Origin of the sequence: Mycobacterium senriense (assembly GCF_019668465.1) — a bacterium.
Taxonomy (GTDB): domain Bacteria; phylum Actinomycetota; class Actinomycetes; order Mycobacteriales; family Mycobacteriaceae; genus Mycobacterium; species Mycobacterium senriense.
The window spans coordinates 4,890,663-4,906,292 of the sequence record NZ_AP024828.1 but is presented as its reverse complement, the minus strand read 5'-3'; the positions used below and the strand labels follow the sequence as shown (position 1 = coordinate 4,906,292).

The window sequence follows — 15,630 nt, the reverse complement described above, 5'->3', positions numbered from 1 at the left end:
GAACCATCAGCCTGTGAGCGACATCGTGGTGGCCATCGATGGCCCGGCGGGCACCGGAAAGTCCTCGGTATCAAAGGGATTGGCGCAAGAGCTCGGCGCGCGCTACTTGGACACCGGCGGGATGTACCGGATGGTGACGCTGGCCGTGCTGCGCGCCGACATCGACCCGGCCGACGCCGAGGCCGTTGCGCACACGGCGGAAACGGTGCAGATGTCGATCGACTATCGCCCCGACGGCGACCGTTATTTCCTTTGCGGAGAGGATGTTTCGACGGAGATCCGTGGCGACCGGGTGACCGGCTCGGTGTCGGCGGTGTCCTCGGTTCCGGCCGTGCGCACCCGGCTCGTCGACCTGCAGCGCGAAATGGCCGAGGGCCCGGGCAGTGTCGTCGTCGAGGGCCGCGACATCGGCACAGTCGTGCTGCCCGACGCTCCCGTGAAGATCTTCCTGACCGCGTCGGCCGAGACCCGGGCGCGGCGGCGCAACGATCAGAACGTGGCGGCCGGGCTGGCCGACGACTACGAGGCGGTGCTGGCCGACGTGCGCCGGCGCGACCATCTGGACTCCACCCGGGCGGTGTCGCCGCTGCGGGCGGCCCCGGACGCGGTGGTCGTCGATACCAGCGAGATGACCGAGGCCCAGGTGATCTCGCACCTGCGGGACCTGGTCAAGCAGCGAAGCGGAGCGGTGCGGTGAGTCAAGACGGCACGTGGAGCGACGAAAGCGACTGGGATTCCGTCGAATTCGGCCTGGACGAACTGGAGGAGGCCGGTCCGGCGCCGGTGGTGGCGGTGGTCGGCCGGCCCAACGTCGGCAAGTCGACCCTGGTGAACCGGATCCTGGGCCGACGGGAAGCGGTGGTGCAGGACATCCCGGGCGTCACCCGCGACCGGGTGTCCTATGACGCGCTGTGGACCGGGCGCCGGTTCGTCGTGCAGGACACCGGGGGATGGGAACCCGACGCCAAGGGGCTGCAGCAGCTGGTGGCCGACCAGGCCTCGGTGGCCATGCGCACCGCCGACGCGGTGATCCTGGTGGTCGACGCCGTCGTCGGCGCCACCACGGCCGACGAGGCCGCCGCCCGGATCCTGCTCCGGTCGGGCAAGCCGGTCTTCTTGGCGGCCAACAAGGTTGACAGCGACAAGGCCGAGGCGGACGCCGCGATGCTGTGGTCGCTGGGGCTCGGTGAGCCGTACGCGATCAGCGCGATGCACGGCCGCGGTGTGGCGGACCTGCTCGACGCGGTGCTGGCCGCGCTGCCCGAGGTCTCCGAGGTGGCGCCCACGTCCGGTGGCCCGCGGCGCGTGGCGCTGGTCGGCAAGCCCAACGTCGGGAAGAGCTCGCTGTTGAACAAGCTCGCCGGTGACCAGCGCTCGGTGGTGCACGACGTCGCCGGGACCACGGTGGACCCGGTGGACTCGCTGATCGAGCTGGGCGACAGGGTGTGGCGGTTCGTCGACACCGCGGGACTGCGGCGCAAGGTCGGCCAGGCCAGCGGGCACGAGTTCTACGCCTCGGTGCGCACGCGCTCGGCCATCGACGCGGCCGAGGTGGTGATCGTGCTGATCGACGGGTCGGACCCGCTCACCGAACAGGACCAGCGGGTGCTGTCGATGGTCATCGAGGCCGGCCGCGCCCTGGTGCTGGCCTTCAACAAGTGGGACCTGGTCGACGAAGACCGCCGCGAGCTGTTGGAGCGCGAGATCGACCGCGAATTGGTGCAGCTGCGGTGGGCGCCGCGGGTCAACATCTCCGCCAAGACCGGGCGGGCGCTGCAGAAGTTGGTGCCCGCGATGGAGACCGCGCTGGCGTCGTGGGACGCGCGGATCCCCACCGGCCCGCTGAATTCGTGGCTCAAAGAGGTGGTGGCCGCCACGCCGCCCCCCGTGCGTGGGGGCAAGCAGCCGCGCATCCTGTTCGCCACCCAGGCCACCGCCCGGCCCCCGACGTTCGTGCTGTTCACCACAGGTTTTCTGGAGGCCGGGTATCGGCGCTTCCTGGAGCGGCGGCTGCGCGAGACGTTCGGGTTCGAGGGCTCGCCGATCCGGATCAACGTGCGGATACGCGAAAAGCGCGGAGCCAGGCGGCGCTGAGGTGGTAAGGGTTTTCGGGACGCTGGCGGTCTCTTCGGACCGATAGGTGCTTCCCGATTCCGCTAGCGCCGCCGCTAGCGCGATTGCGCTTCACCGCATGGTCGCCTGCCGCCCGCCACCCGGAGGTCGCCTGGCGGGTCGGCCGCGCGTTTACGGTAGGCTTTCGACCTGCTGCCGGTGCACGCATCGGCACGCGGGCTGTGGCGCAGTTTGGTAGCGCACTTGACTGGGGGTCAAGTGGTCGCAGGTTCAAATCCTGTCAGCCCGACGCAGTTCAGAGGGCATTTCCGAGAGTTTGGAAGGTGACTCTTTGCATTGTGTACCGCCTTTGCATACCGCCTTCACAGTCCGAGCGCATCGCCGAGTCCCTTCACCGCGGCCCGCGCGGCGTCATCGCTGGTGTGCCCGTACAGATCGCCTGTGATGCTGATCGACGCGTGTCCGAGCAAGTCGGCCGCGGCTTTAATGTGGACGCCGGACTCCAACCAGCCGACGGCCGCCGAGTGGCGCAGCGTGTGCGCGCCGACGTTCTCGATCCCAGCCTTGCCCGCTGCAATCTCGACGGTGCGCAGTAGGTTGCGCGGGTCGAGCCACCCGCCGCCCTCGGTGGCGAACACGGCGCCCGTTTCGACCCATTGGTCGCCAGCGTGCAGGCGCTCGGCGATCTGCGTCCTGCGGTGCTTCTTCAACTCGGCGATCAGCCCGGTCGTCAACGGGATGCGCCGGCGCGAACGATCAGTCTTCGGCGCCGTCCACGCCAACGCGCCAGAGACGCGCACGACGACGCCGGCCACGGTCAACTCACCCTTAGTCAGGTCGACGTCAGCCCAGCGCAGGCCGGCGACTTCGCCGCGGCGCATTCCGGTTGCCGCGAGCACCAGCACCGCTAGCCGGTACCGAAGCCCGTCCAGATGGCTCAGGAGTCGCCGCACGTCTTCGGTGGACAGATAGCGCGCTTCTTTCGGCGTGACAGCGGGACGCTTCACCTTCGCCGTCGGATTGGCCGCCAGCAGTCCGTCGCGGACAGCGATATCGAGCGCGGCCCGCAGCACCGTGTACACCTGTCGAACGGTGCTGTCGGATAACTCCTTGCCGCGCAGACGCATTACGAGCGATTCGATGTGGGTCGGCCGAATCTGGTCGAGCCTCAGCGCGGCAAGTTTGGCGTCGCCTTCCAAGTGCTTGCGACACAGATTCGCATAAAGCTCCTGAGTGGTTGCTTTGCGCGACGACGCCGGCAGCGCCGTCGTGCGCCAGGACTCCAACCACGACCCGACCGTCTGCTTGTCGTCGCGCGGGGGAGCGCCCTCAGCGATCCGCTTGCGCGCGTCGTTTAGCTTGCCGCGCGCCTCAGCGCGGGTCTTCCCGTACACGCTGAGCCGTTTCCGCTCCCCGTCAGGTGTGGTGTACCTGGTGGACGCTTCCCACAGTCCGTTTGGCCGCTGCCGGTAAGAGCCTTCACCGTCGGCTCGTCGTGTGCCCATAACCGCCTCTCCACAGGTCAAGTGGTCGCACGCAGAAGAATAGTCACGAACACGCGCGCTCGCTCGATTACAGGGGCACGTCTAAGCGGTCTGGTACGGTCGGTGCCACGACCGAACACCGACGCTAATCGAGACTTACAGGCGACACGCTGCTACACAGGCAGATTCGACCGGCGCGCCACCCACCGGGAACCCCGGACCGGCCGAGATTGTAGGAGTCGAGACGAACGGCGCACGCCCCGAACCGGGGTCCACCCGCTGAGTCCCGCAACGCGGACTCGCTGAACCGGCAGCCGAGCACAGAGAAGGCCCAAATGGCCTATCTGTAGCTCGGCGTTCCCGTTTCAGAAGGGAATCCCCACCGTGCCGAAGAACCCGAAACTCACTCCCGCGCTGCGCAAGCTATGCACCATCCCCAACGTCTGCGAACAGCTTGACGTCGGCCGTACCACCGTTTACCAGCTGATAAACGACGGCACGCTGCGCCGCGTGAAAATTGGATCGCGAACGCTGATTCCGCAAGCTGACGTCGACGCGTTCGTTGCCGGCCTGCTCGACGCCGCCGCTGTCTGATGATCTACGAACGGAAAAGCCGCCGACCCGGGCAGGTATCGGCGGCTTCGAAGCCCCTGGAGGACTGCCAACAGCATAGCGGCGTGGCCGGCTGGGAACGCCGCCGCCGAGCGGCCCGCCGTGTCGAGCCGCGGGATTGTGGGTGCAGCGATCCGTGGACGCACCGCTGCACCGACCGGTCGCCGTCAGACAGGATGGTCGAAGCTGGCCGGGACGCCGCGTTGCACTTGCTCGCGGATGGCTACGTCCCGCTACTTAAAGCCGATGTCCTGCAATCGCTTTCGCGGCGCGGCGGTGACGATCGAAGGCTCGCCGAGCTCCTGTTCGAAGCGGCCGGCGGCAAGATCGCATGACCGAGGACCTATTGGCTCGGGGCCGCGCGATCGCCGAGCGATTGCAGTCCGAGGCCAGCCAGGTGCCCGCCGTGATTGTCGTCGGTCAGGATGCAGAGACGGTGCAGTTGCCCGAGTACGGGGTGAGCGGTGCCGAGTTCGTGCTGGACGCGCCTGCCGGCATTCCCGCGATTTGGGGCCGTGATAACTCGGTGCTTTGGTCGGCGGGTGAGGCGTTGATGCTGGCCGGCGGGCAAGGGCTGGGTAAGACAACGTTGGCGTTGGCGCTGGTGCGGGAGCTTCTTGGGCTGGGCACCGGCAGCTTGCTCGGGCTGCCGGTCAGAGCCGACGTGGGCCGGGTGCTGTATCTGGCGATGGATCGGCCCAACCAGATTGCGCGGGCCGCGGGTCGGATCTTCGGAGAGGCCGACCGCCAAGTTCTGGCCGAGCGTCTACAAGTGTGGCGCGGCCCGCCGACACGCGACCTCGCGGCCAACCCCGGCACGTTGGCGCGGATGGTCGAGTACTACGACGCGGGCGTGGTGGTGGTCGACAGCCTGAAGGATGCGGCCGTGAGCCTGAGTGAGGATCGAGTTGGCGCGCAGTGGAATCGGGCGCGGCAAAACGTGCTAGCTCTGGGCTGTCAGATGTTGGAGTTGCACCACCCCAAGAAGCGCAACCCTCTCACGCCCCGGGCCGCTCCGTCGGTCGACGACGTGTACGGCTCGACATGGCTGACGTCGGGCTGCGGATCAGTGGTGCTGCTCGCAGGCGAACCCGGCGACCCGATCGTCAGCTTCCGGCACGTGAAGCAGCCGGCCGACGAGGTCGGGCCGTACCGGCTGCTGCACGACCAAACGGCTGGCGTGATGACCGTCGACCACGCCGTCGATCTGGTCGCGCTGGTGCGCGCGGCGGGCGTCGATGGCCTGACGGCTAAGGGCGCCGCGCAGGCTATCACGGAGAAGCAGGCGCCCACGCGGGCCGATGTCGAGAAGGCCCGTCGCAAGCTCGACCAGCTTGCCGCAGGGGGTGTGCTGGTGTGCATCGAGGGCAGCCGGGGCGGTGGCGAGCTGCGTCAGAGCACTGCGTGGTTTCTGGCCGAGAACCAATCACGCCCCATTCACGAATCCGAAGAAACCGCTGGTAGAGACGTCACGCAGCCGTTCGCCGATTCTGAATATCACGCATCAATCACCCCCATCACGAGGAACAGAACGGTGCAGGACGAGCCGTCACGCAAGCAATCACGGCAATCACGCCATTAGCAATCACGCTCCCACCCACCCCTTATAGGGGTGGTGGGTGGGAAGCGGTGAACGGACGAAAGGAATCCGCATGACGGAGCACCCCGGAGCGCTGATCGACCACGAACGGACGGTCCGCTTATGTGCGGCCGGCCGGCCCGACTACTGGGCCGCGTTCTGCGTCACTGCATCCGGTGACGAGCACCTGGTCCTCGCCAAGCACTCCGCAATCGGCGACCCCGCCGAACGATACGACAGCACTTGCCGCGGCGTCGCTCACGAACAGCTTGGCCCGCTTCCATTGGAGTTCGTGCGCCGGCTCACGATCAGCCGGCGCACACACCGATGCGGCCGGTCAACACAAGCAGGCCGGCCCTGCCGAATCCGGGTAGCGGCAGAAGGCCAAGCCTGTGAATGGCATCGTGCGAAGGCTGCGACGTGAGCGTCTGTGCCGCGCTGGTCTGTCACCGCAGCACCGACACTGGGCCCGTCACCGTCGAAGCGACGTACTGGCCCAACGCCGGGCAGGCACGATTGGCCGAAGCCGAACTCACTCCGTGCGGCCCGCTGTGCATCGGCGTGCACAGCCTCGTCGTCGTCCGCGTTGAGGTAGGCCGATGAGCGACACGGAACCGATCGTGGTCGGTCTCACAGCGACCGAAGTGACATTGCTGCTCTTTGGCACGCGCGACCTGATGGCTCGCTGTGTCTTCGGTGGCAGACCTCTGCCGCGTCTTCCGCGCGGGTTCGACACTGTGCATGCCCGCCTCGTTAGTTCCGTCCGCGGAACCAAAACTTGTGCGCCGCAGCCACAATCGTCACGATCGGCAGCAGAAGATCTCATCGACAGCACAGACGCCGCCGAAATCCTGCACTGCTCGGAAAGGTGGGTCCGTGATGATCGTTTCCGAGACAGGATCGGCGGTCGCAACGTCGGCGGTCGATGGGTCTTCCCGCGACAGACAGTCGTCCAGTACGCCGAACGAAAGGTAGACCAGCGCTAATGAACCCGACCGATTGGCTACGGCTCGGAGTCGAGCAGTACCTCCGCGACCTGCCCGACGAAGAACTCGAAGAACTCATGCAGCTGGTCCGGCCACCCGGCGGCAAGGCAGCCGACGACGGCCGAGCTGCGTTCGCGCGCAACTTGTTCGGAGGTGGTAACGATTAGCGGGGCGGACAGCCGGTTCGGTGGGCTGACCATCGTGGAACGGGTCGCCAGGAACGTCGACCGCGCCGCGGTGGAACACGCCGAGAAAAAGCAAGCCGCCCGAGCAACCGCGGAACGCATCGAATTCCTGTACCGCCGACTGTTCGGAAAAGTCTCTGTCGGTACGCAAGTCGCGGCGCTGCGCACCGAAAACGCGGCGCTCCAAGACTTCGGTCGCGCCGTTGACCAAGCCAACAACCGTCTGCAAGTCGCGATCCTACGCGTCGCCATCGACAACCGATGGGCCACCGTCGTCAACGCATTCATCAACCTCTGGGACGGCGAACACCCCATCGCAGACACCGCCAAAGAACTCTGGCACCTGACCACCACAGGCCGAGCCTCAGCCTGACCCACACGAAAGGAAAACACACGCAATGTCTCTCACACAGCTCGAATCCCAGATCGACGACCTACGCAAGCAGGCCGAGCGCATTCAGAGCCGGTGGGCCAGCACCACCGACCGGCTCGACGCCGACCGCACGCTAACCGACATCGGGAAGCGCGCCAAGCTCGACACCGAACACGCACAGGTGAGCGCCAAGCTCATCGACCTCCGCAAGAAGGAAAACGAACTCATCACCGCCAAGAGGCAGTCGCTTGAGAAGCGGTTATTCGGACTGTCGAGTGTGGCCAGCACCGATCCCAGTCAACTCATCGCGTACCGCGACGCTCAAGACCGAGCAGCGCGGCTCGCCCAAAGCGACGACGCAGCAGAGCTATTCGCGTCAGCCATGCGTTCCGACGACGCGACTCTCGCCGCCGCGATACTGGCGCGAGCGCTCGCCAACGGATGGAACGGCATCGTCACCGAATACGTCAAGCAACACCCGGCCGCAGCCGAAGACCTCATAGACCTAGCCCAGCTCCAGCAGTACGACTCGTTCGGAGCCGGTCTGTCGTACGCCACCATCGGCCCGTCGCTCGGGCGCATGTAACCCCGCCAGGGCCCGAAGACCACTCCGAAGACGACGAAACCACCACAACATGACCAAGCAAGTAGTTCCGATAGAACTAGCAGCACGTGAAAGGAACACAAGGATGAACAGCACCCCGACCGAAATGCAAGTTGGCCGTGAAAGCTTGATGTTTCACGACTCCAACGATCCGCGAGTCGGCGGGGAGAGTATCTGGCTCCGAGACGACACCGAAGTGGCGGTCATCCTGCGCTCGTCTTCCAGAGGCTGCACCGAGATAGCTATCGCGCACGCTAACTACTATCCGGAGTTCAACGACCTCGTCACGGGTGGGGACTTTGAACTCAGCTCAGAGCAAGCCCGCTGGCTCGCTACCTACTTGCTACGTGCTGCCGAAGCCTGCGGCGCCGGCTCCCGACCAGACCTACCCGGGGTGACCCGGGGGTAGCCCCCGCGTCGCCCCCCATGGCATTGGCGCGGCCCCCCCTTGCCCTCAGAAAAAAATATCGAGAGATACCGGGCGATTTGGAGCCTCGCTCGGGCGTACCCACACCGCGCGCTGGACTTTGGGGCCCGGCCGCGGCGCGGCGGCGAGCTGGGCTTATCCGGTGCGTGGTCTGGTCACGGGCCGAACGCCGTATTAAGCAGAGCCGGCAAGAGGGCTGACAGACGTGGCGAACGGTTTTCACGAGCGGTTTTGATCGCGTCGAGGGAGGCGATCGATCGCAGTACCGCCCGCTGTTCGTCTAGCGGCGGCACCTCTATCTCACGCTCTAGCAGCTTCGCTGCGTTTACTCGTTCGCGCCGGGCGCCGATACCTTTTGACGCGCCCTTGAGCTGCGCCCAAAACGGCTCGGTGGAAACAACCAACCCCACGAAATCTCGTTCGACGGCATTGTCATGAACTGTAAAAGTTGGAAATTCGGGTGAAACATAGAATCCGTTCATGGCCGCGGGAACGGCGGCGATCGCTCCCTCCCATGCCTTGAGCCGGCTCATGACGATCTGCCCCGCGCTTATTTGGTTCAAGGTCTTGTAGCTGGTTTGGTTTCCCTCGATGCACCCACGCGAGAACACTCCGCGGCCAAAGGAGTAGACGCCCGCAATGTTGTATGAAGCAGTCGGCTTCACGGCCACCTCGTGAACATCGAGGGTAAGGAGCTCACCCAGCTGCATTTTGCGCCAACCCGCGTGTGCCTTCTGCGACGCTGACAGATCTGGGCGAGACATCAGCGAAACCACGGCCGCTTCTGTCAGTGCGGTCGCCCGCGCGGCTAGATCGACGATATGTGCCCCCCGTCGCTGGACGGCATCGAGGTGCGCAGCAATTCGTCGTTGCACATCGATTGCCGGGAGCGGGATTTCGAGGGACTCGAAGCGGTCAATCGCCAGCGTTCGGTTCCGGTCAGCCGAGCCGGGGGACGCTCGTCGTATCTGCTCAATCCCTGGCTCACTGAGGAAATACCAGCGCGCCCAGCTGACGTCGATCTGCGCGTCGATCGGGGTGTAGGAGAGAAATCGATTTGAAGCAACGCAGTGCGCATCGGCCTCGGTCGAGACCGCAATCGCTCCTTCCCATCCCTTTATGTTGCTGATAACGAGACGATTTGGACGCAATGCGAAGAATCGGAGGCTTCCCAGCTGATCGCCCGGTGTGGGCTCATAGTGGAAGATCCCTTTGCCGAAGGATCGTATGCCGATCTTCACGTACTCGATCTGCGGATCGGGGTCGACCGGAATTCGTTCATGCTGCAGGACGTCGCCGACGCGGCGGAGTGCGGCGGTCACGGGTGAAACCCTGAAACTTCATGCTGCAGCTCCTCCAGAAGGGCAAGTATCGACCGTTCCGTTTCGACAATCTCAGCGAGCAATTCGGTCGGCGGGCGGTGCGCGAGATCGTCGGCGCGGTTGGGATTGCGCAGGTCTAGGTTGTAGTCGTCGCTTGACTCCAGATCAGCGACAGGCACTCGCCAGGCCCGTTCGTTTTCCGCGCGATTCGTCCACCATGCTTGGCAATCGGCAAACTCCTCGAAGCGCATCGGCTTGGTCTTCGAATACTTCTTGCGGCCCTCCGGAGGCTGAATCTCGTAGTACCAGACCTCTTTCGTCCTGCCGGCCTTGTCGAAAAACAAGAGGTTCGTGGGGATATCGGTGTACGGCGAGAACACGCCGTCCGGCAGCCGCACGATCGTGTGTAGATTGCACTCTTCGAGAAGCTGCTTCCTGATTCGAGCCCCGACGCCGCCACCGAAGAGTAGGCCGTTTGGTACGACGATGCCGCAGCGTCCGCCGTCCTTAAGCATGCGGATCACCAGCTGAAGAAATAGCCAGGCGGTTTCGGCCGTCTGTTTGTCAGCGGGGAAGTTGGCCTGGATACTTCTCTCCTCCTCGCCGCCGAACGGCGGATTCGTCAGCACGACATCGACCCGGCGTGCCTTACCGATTTGAGTGATGGATTCGGCGAGCGCGTTGCCGCGGACGATGTTCGGCTGGCCGACGCCGTGCAATACCAGATTCATCATTCCTAGCAGGAATGGCAGGGGTTTCTTCTCGATGCCTCGCAGGTTGCTATGCAGAGTGCGTAGCTGGCTCGTCGTTGTCACCATCGGCATTTGGTGCTCGAGCGACTCCACGAGGAAGCCGCCTGTGCCCTCGGCCGGGTCCAGTACGACCTCACCTAGCTTAGGGTCGACTTGCTGCACGATAAACCGGATGATCGGCCTCGGAGTGTAGAACTCTCCCGAATCGCCTGCAGCGTCACGCATTTCCCGCAGCATCGACTCGTACAAATGCGCCATCGTGTGAATGTCGTCGGACGATGCGAAGTTGATCTCATTGACCTTGTTCACGACGTCCCGCAGCAAGTATCCGGAAAGCATGCGGTTGTAGGTCTCCTTGAACACGGCGGCAAGCGTGTCGCGTGGGTCATGCGTTCCGGTGCCGGAGAGTCCGCGAAGATATGGGAGTAGTTCCCCATTCACGAAGGTGAGCAGCGCTTCGCCTGTGCGACCATTCGGGTCGGCGGCCCAGTCACGCCAACGATAGGGCGCCTCGATCGCGGGACGGAAATTCTCGTCGGTGACCTCTCGGCTCTCCTCGAGGCCGTCGAACGCTTTCAGGAACAGCAGCCAAGCGAGTTGTGGGATTCGGTCAAGGTCGCCGTTCAGCCCGGCGTCCTTCCGCATGTGGTCGCGCGCAGACTTGATGACCGCAGCAAGCTTTGCTTGCGGCGACGTTGCCGTTGGCGGCGTCTTCTTCCCTGCTGCCACCGGCTACTCCTTACTCTCGGGAAACATCTGTATCCATAGGGCTTGAACCAGGCCTGCTCCGCGAGGAAACGTGCGGGCGTCAACGTCGTAATCGGCTGCGAGCTCCTCATATCGATGCGGCCACGACGATGGGAATGGAGGTAGCTGACTAGGGGGATCAGCGGCGTCGCGCTCGGCCCACACCGCACGTGCAGCGACTGCAACGCCCCCCGGGGCGATTAGTCCGTACTCGATCAAGATGACCAGGTCGAGTAGATCACGCACTCGCGAGTTGTCGCGATCCCCGTAGTCGCGCGTCATCGCGTGAAACTTCTCGGCGGCATGACGTTCGACATCAATTATCTCGACCTCTGTCGTCGGAATCCCCGCGAATGCAAGCGAATTGGGAAGGGGCAGCCGGTCGGTATTGTTCAGCTCGTGCGCTCGCGGCGACACGTCTAGCTTGATCGCCCCGAAATGCCGGTCGGCCAGCAATGCGGTTACCGGCACCCGCCAGGTGAGATGGCCACCACCATCCTCGCGGAGCTGTGCCGGCTCACCGACCTCCAGTACAAAACGATCGCCAACAATATCGACTGACAGATCCGCGATGAGTCTGTCGCGGAGATCCGCGGCATCCGAAACGCCTTCCCGGAACCCGACGTCGATGTCTTTCGTCGCGCGCGCTGAGCCACCGAGCCGAACCTCGAGTGCCATACCGCCTTTGAGGACCCAGAGCCCCGGTTCAGCTCGATGCAGCCTCGTCACAATGCGCTCGAATAGAACACGGCGCCGGAGCCGGTCGAGGCCAATACCCGCTTCAACTGAGATGGCTTGGAGTCGGTACTCAAGTGCAGTTCGCAGTGCGCGCGGGGTCTCGTACGTCACTATGCGTTTGTCTGCTGTAGTGCGCGCTCGAGGTAAAGCGCAGCGCGCGCATTAACCACCTCAGCACGCGATCTCAGCGCGCGAACGCTGACGAGTCCACGCTGCCTAGCCTCCCCGACCGCCCGGGCCAATTGATCTTCGTCCGGAGCTGTGGCGGCGATGTCGATCAGCGAGCGGGTCGGCGTCGTGACACGAAACCCAGTTCGCACCTCTATGTCGACGTCCGACAGCTCCTCGTGGTGCAAGACAACGACTTCGTCCCGCATCGTGAATTCCAGCGGCACGGTGAGGTGCACCCGGCCTGACTCAAACTCGCCGATGTCATGTACGGCAAGCGCCGTCTCATGTGACACGACTCCTTTGCCGCGCGACCACAGCGACCAACGCACGAGATCGTCATGGACATCAGGGAGCCACTCGAGCAGCCGGAACAGCCCTCGGTCAATCCGAATCCAGTTGCCCGCAGCAACATGGTGAGCCTGTGCCTGGTATGAGTAGCCAACCTCCTTCGCCTGAGCGGCCGTAAAGTAGCCGGCCTGTTCGCTGGCGATCTTGAACAGATGTCGGCGAAGATCGCGGCGGTCGACAGGCACCAGGCAATCCTAGCATGAACTGAAACTATATCGTAGCTTGAGTTTCAGTGCTCAGCATGATCTCAAACTAAAGTTTATCTAGAGATCAAGCCACATAAACTAGTTCTCCAAGCTTGGCCTGTGCATCCCGAAGCTCAGCGACCGACCCAAAGCGGCGGGCTATCTCCACGGGCGTGCCAAGGTTCGAGAACGGCTGCACCTGGAGCACTGCGGGATCCTCCAGCTCGGAAATGCCGTACTCGGCGTACTTTTCGAGCAGGAAGTCGAGCACCTCGCGGGCGGCGGGCTGGAACGCCGCGAAAAAGTCCGCATGCTCCTTGCGGACTCGGCGCGCGCGGTCAACTCGGGTGGCCAATGGCTGGTTCCAGGCAAGGTGGACAAGGACATCAATGGGATCCGCGGCGGCGAGGCCTGCACGCTCCGCCAACTCCTCCGCGTCAACCCCGCGCGCGGCGAGCGCATTGACAACTTCGCGGCGGCTAACCCGGTTCGCCCATTTGGCCCGCAGCTCGTTCGCGCTGGGAAATAGGGATCGAACCGTCTGAGTCACGAGGTCGCGGTACTCGACGAGCCGGAGCCGATTCGTCTGCGGGTCAAGTTCGTATGCGGCTTCCGCCGTCACATACACCTCGACGTCGTCGACGTAGAACCTCGCACGTGGCTCTGGTAGATCATCGGGATCGACGTCGGCTTCTTGGTCTACCGGTGGCGACTCGACCAGCAGCTTAGGCTTCTCGATAACGACGTCCTCCACGACACTTCCCTCGTCGTCGATCTCCTCGCGGACGACTTGTTCAGGTGGGCCGTCGAATTCCGGGTCACTGAACAGTGCGCTCGCCCCCGAGTAGTCGATGATGTCGAAGGAAAGCTTGTCGTCGTCCGGAAACAACCGGGTGCCACGGCCAATCATCTGCTTGAACAGCGCCATCGACCCGATTGGCCGAAACAGCACGACGTTGCGCACAGTGGGCGCATCGACGCCCGTCGACAGAAGCTCTGATGTTGTCGCAATGACCGGGAATTGAGAATCGGTGTCGGTGAACCTGCTGAGGTGACCTTGACCCACCTTCTTCTCGTCGCTGACGATTCGCACGACGTAGTCCTGGTGTTGCGGTGTGATGTCGGAGTTAGCGTTGTGCAGGGCTCGACGCATTTGGTCGGCATGCACTTGGTTGGCGCAGAAGACAATCGTCTTGGCGAAACGGTCCGTTCCGCGCAGGTAGTTCGTCAGGTGCTTGGCCGCGGCCTCAGTGCGACTTAGCAGCGAGACAACCCTCTCGAAGTCCTTGGTGGTGTAGAGCCCCGCTGGGATCTCCTTACCGAAAAGGTCTAGCTGGCCTGGTTCAGGAGACCATCCATGTGCGTCCGGGCTGAGCACCACACGGCGCACGCTGTATGGAGCAAGGAAACCGTCCTCGATGCCCTGCGCGAGGGAGTACTGGAAAAGCGGGGCGCCGCCGAAATAGGCATATGTGTCGGCGGTCTCGTCCCGCTTCGGAGTGGCAGTCATTCCCAGCTGAGTCGCCGGACGGAAATGGTTAAGGATTGCCCGCCAGGACGACTCCGCCCGGGCGCTGCCCCGGTGGCACTCATCGACGATGATCAGGTCGAAGAAGTCAGGCGCGAACTGCCGGAACATCCCGTTCGGCTCAACACCGCCGTCGGCAAGCTGCTGGTATAGGCCGAAGTAGATCTCGCGCCCCGCCTTTGCGGAGCCGCGCAGCTTCCAGATTGGCGATCCCGCGTCCGCGCCGAATGCGGGCTTGAACTCCCGCTCAATCGGCTGGTCGATAAGGACATTTCGATCTGCCAAGTACAGAATCCGCGGGCGCCGGCCACGAATCCACCCGCTATTCCACAGCTTCCAGACGATCTGCATTGACACGAAAGTCTTGCCAGTACCAGTCGCCATTGTGAGCAAGAGGCGCTTCCGACCGCCGAGGATCGCTTCGATGGAGCGGTTGATTGCAACCCGCTGGTAGTAGCGCGGCTCCTTGATGGTCCCGTCGGAGTTGTGAAGCGCTCGGTTAAATGGGAACAGAAGACCATCGGAAACCGTATCGTCGCGGATGCCCTTCCACTCCCGGTAGCGCCCCCACAAAGTATCCGGCGACGGGAACGAGGGGAGGTTTGCCCTCTCTATGCCGGTATTGGAGTCGTTTTCGACGATAGACAAGCCATTCGTCGCATAGGCGAATGGTACGTCGAGCAGTTGCGCGTAGTTCTTCGCCTGTTGCATGCCCTGACCCGGCGTCGAGTATTCGCGTTTGGCCTCAACTACGCCGATCGGGACTCCAGGCCGATACTCAAGGACATAGTCCGCGCGCAGCGCTTCGGCACGCCGGTGCTTGGAACCGACTTTGATGATCCGGCCGTCGGTGACGCGGTATTGCTCGATGATCTGGTCATCGCTCCAACCGGCCTCTTTCAACTTCGGCACGACGTAATCGCGGCAAGTGTCCGCCTCGGTGGGTCCCCAAACGCGAGGCCGCGCCGGCGCCGCAGGCGGCGGGTCAGGGTCCGGGTCGCCAAGTATCGCCCGAAGAGCCGCGCGAACGATTTCGCTTACCGAGGTCGCCTCGGCCTCGGCCCGCGACTCCAATGCCACCTTGAGTTCGGGCGGCACGCGCACAGGCACGACCTCCGCCCGAGGCCGAGCGCGCGGTTTGCGGCTTATCGCGGAGACTGGGTACCCGGCTTCGGCTTCATCTGCAAGCGCCTCGAGATCCACCGAGCTGACGAACGCTGGCGTCGATACCTCTCTCTTCAGATAGAGCCTTACCGCCTCACGCACGAGCTCACTGACCGAGGTGCGCTCAATCGCCGCTCGGCGTTTGACCGCCGCGTCGAGATCCGGATGCAGCCGAACAGGCAGCACGGCTGCAGGTGCCGAGCCCATTCGCGGGCGGCCAGGGCGGCCAGGGCTCCGGGCGAACTGAGCGGGGTCGTAACCACGCTCGGCCTCGTTGGCCAACGCCTCGAGGTCCGCGTCGGTTAGTACGCGTCCGCCTTTCATTTCGTGCGTCTGTTCGTCGTGTTCCATC

17 protein-coding genes and 1 tRNA gene are annotated in these 15,630 nt (G+C 64.1%); 11 read left to right on the top strand and 7 right to left on the bottom strand.

Going from position 1 to position 15,630, the window contains the following annotated elements; all coding sequences use genetic code 11:
- Nucleotides 1-13 precede the first annotated feature (13 nt).
- The 3 genes from cmk (at nucleotide 14) to MTY59_RS22900 (ending at nucleotide 2,362) form a co-directional block, all read left to right on the top strand.
- Complete coding sequence (gene cmk, locus MTY59_RS22910) at nucleotides 14-697, top strand: (d)CMP kinase (RefSeq protein ID WP_221043181.1); 684 nt, start codon at nucleotides 14-16, stop codon at nucleotides 695-697.
- Entirely contained in the window at nucleotides 694-2,094 is a 1,401-nt protein-coding gene (gene der, locus MTY59_RS22905) for a ribosome biogenesis GTPase Der (RefSeq protein ID WP_221043180.1), read from the top strand. Before cmk ends, der begins: the two co-directional genes overlap by 4 nt.
- Before the next feature lie 194 nt (nucleotides 2,095-2,288).
- Nucleotides 2,289-2,362 (top strand) — tRNA-Pro (locus MTY59_RS22900).
- Nucleotides 2,363-2,435: 73 nt separating this feature from the next.
- Here the strand turns inward: MTY59_RS22900 and MTY59_RS22895 are convergent.
- Nucleotides 2,436-3,578 carry a tyrosine-type recombinase/integrase gene (locus MTY59_RS22895; protein WP_221043179.1) on the bottom strand — a complete coding sequence of 381 codons (1,143 nt, stop codon included), beginning with the start codon at nucleotides 3,576-3,578 and terminating at the stop codon, nucleotides 2,436-2,438.
- Nucleotides 3,579-3,941: 363 nt separating this feature from the next.
- On the opposite strand from MTY59_RS22895, the gene MTY59_RS22890 reads away from it, so the two are divergent.
- The 5 genes from MTY59_RS22890 to MTY59_RS22870 all read left to right on the top strand — a co-directional run bounded on the left by MTY59_RS22890 (nucleotide 3,942) and on the right by MTY59_RS22870 (nucleotide 6,734).
- Nucleotides 3,942-4,151, top strand: a complete 210-nt coding sequence (locus MTY59_RS22890) for a helix-turn-helix domain-containing protein (protein ID WP_245843051.1) — start codon at nucleotides 3,942-3,944, stop codon at nucleotides 4,149-4,151.
- Nucleotides 4,152-4,345: 194 nt separating this feature from the next.
- Nucleotides 4,346-4,504, top strand: a complete 159-nt coding sequence (locus MTY59_RS27535) for a hypothetical protein (protein WP_245843052.1) — start codon at nucleotides 4,346-4,348, stop codon at nucleotides 4,502-4,504.
- Nucleotides 4,501-5,751 carry an AAA family ATPase gene (locus tag MTY59_RS22880; RefSeq protein ID WP_221043177.1) on the top strand — a complete coding sequence of 417 codons (1,251 nt, stop codon included), beginning with the start codon at nucleotides 4,501-4,503 and terminating at the stop codon, nucleotides 5,749-5,751. The genes MTY59_RS27535 and MTY59_RS22880 overlap by 4 nt, the downstream gene beginning before the upstream one ends.
- Before the next feature lie 417 nt (nucleotides 5,752-6,168).
- A complete protein-coding gene (locus MTY59_RS22875; protein WP_221043176.1) occupies nucleotides 6,169-6,351 on the top strand; it encodes a hypothetical protein in 183 nt (60 codons plus the stop codon).
- Nucleotides 6,348-6,734 (top strand): helix-turn-helix domain-containing protein, encoded by a 387-nt coding sequence (locus tag MTY59_RS22870; protein WP_221043175.1) that lies wholly within the window; start codon nucleotides 6,348-6,350, stop codon nucleotides 6,732-6,734. Before MTY59_RS22875 ends, MTY59_RS22870 begins: the two co-directional genes overlap by 4 nt.
- Before the next feature lie 17 nt (nucleotides 6,735-6,751).
- On the opposite strand, the gene MTY59_RS22865 is transcribed toward MTY59_RS22870, so the two are convergent.
- Entirely contained in the window at nucleotides 6,752-6,934 is a 183-nt protein-coding gene (locus MTY59_RS22865; RefSeq protein ID WP_221043174.1) for a hypothetical protein, read from the bottom strand.
- A 1-nt stretch (nucleotide 6,935) separates the two neighbouring features.
- Between MTY59_RS22865 and MTY59_RS22860 the strand changes: the two genes are divergently transcribed.
- From MTY59_RS22860 to MTY59_RS22850, 3 genes are all read left to right on the top strand, one after another.
- The gene (locus MTY59_RS22860; RefSeq protein WP_221043173.1) at nucleotides 6,936-7,292 is read left to right on the top strand and encodes a hypothetical protein; all 357 of its coding nucleotides are present in this window, start codon (nucleotides 6,936-6,938) and stop codon (nucleotides 7,290-7,292) included.
- Between the two features lie 25 nt (nucleotides 7,293-7,317).
- Nucleotides 7,318-7,878 carry a hypothetical protein gene (locus MTY59_RS22855; RefSeq protein WP_221043172.1) on the top strand — a complete coding sequence of 187 codons (561 nt, stop codon included), beginning with the start codon at nucleotides 7,318-7,320 and terminating at the stop codon, nucleotides 7,876-7,878.
- 103 nt (nucleotides 7,879-7,981) lie between these two features.
- Nucleotides 7,982-8,305 carry a hypothetical protein gene (locus MTY59_RS22850; RefSeq protein WP_221043171.1) on the top strand — a complete coding sequence of 108 codons (324 nt, stop codon included), beginning with the start codon at nucleotides 7,982-7,984 and terminating at the stop codon, nucleotides 8,303-8,305.
- Between the two features lie 173 nt (nucleotides 8,306-8,478).
- On the opposite strand, the gene MTY59_RS22845 is transcribed toward MTY59_RS22850, so the two are convergent.
- The 5 genes from MTY59_RS22845 to hsdR form a co-directional block, all read right to left on the bottom strand.
- Nucleotides 8,479-9,645, bottom strand: coding sequence for a restriction endonuclease subunit S domain-containing protein (locus MTY59_RS22845; RefSeq protein ID WP_221043170.1), 1,167 nt, complete (start codon nucleotides 9,643-9,645; stop codon nucleotides 8,479-8,481).
- Nucleotides 9,642-11,126 (bottom strand): class I SAM-dependent DNA methyltransferase, encoded by a 1,485-nt coding sequence (locus MTY59_RS22840; protein WP_250160645.1) that lies wholly within the window; start codon nucleotides 11,124-11,126, stop codon nucleotides 9,642-9,644. The genes MTY59_RS22845 and MTY59_RS22840 overlap by 4 nt, the downstream gene beginning before the upstream one ends.
- 3 nt (nucleotides 11,127-11,129) lie before the next feature.
- The gene (locus MTY59_RS22835) at nucleotides 11,130-11,993 is read right to left on the bottom strand and encodes a nucleotidyl transferase AbiEii/AbiGii toxin family protein (protein WP_221043169.1); all 864 of its coding nucleotides are present in this window, start codon (nucleotides 11,991-11,993) and stop codon (nucleotides 11,130-11,132) included.
- Nucleotides 11,993-12,586, bottom strand: a complete 594-nt coding sequence (locus MTY59_RS22830) for a type IV toxin-antitoxin system AbiEi family antitoxin domain-containing protein (RefSeq protein ID WP_221043168.1) — start codon at nucleotides 12,584-12,586, stop codon at nucleotides 11,993-11,995. Before MTY59_RS22830 ends, MTY59_RS22835 begins: the two co-directional genes overlap by 1 nt.
- Nucleotides 12,587-12,671: 85 nt before the next feature.
- On the bottom strand, nucleotides 12,672-15,629 hold the full coding sequence (gene hsdR, locus MTY59_RS22825; protein WP_221043167.1) for an EcoAI/FtnUII family type I restriction enzme subunit R: 2,958 nt from the start codon (nucleotides 15,627-15,629) through the stop codon (nucleotides 12,672-12,674).
- Nucleotide 15,630 lies beyond the last annotated feature (1 nt).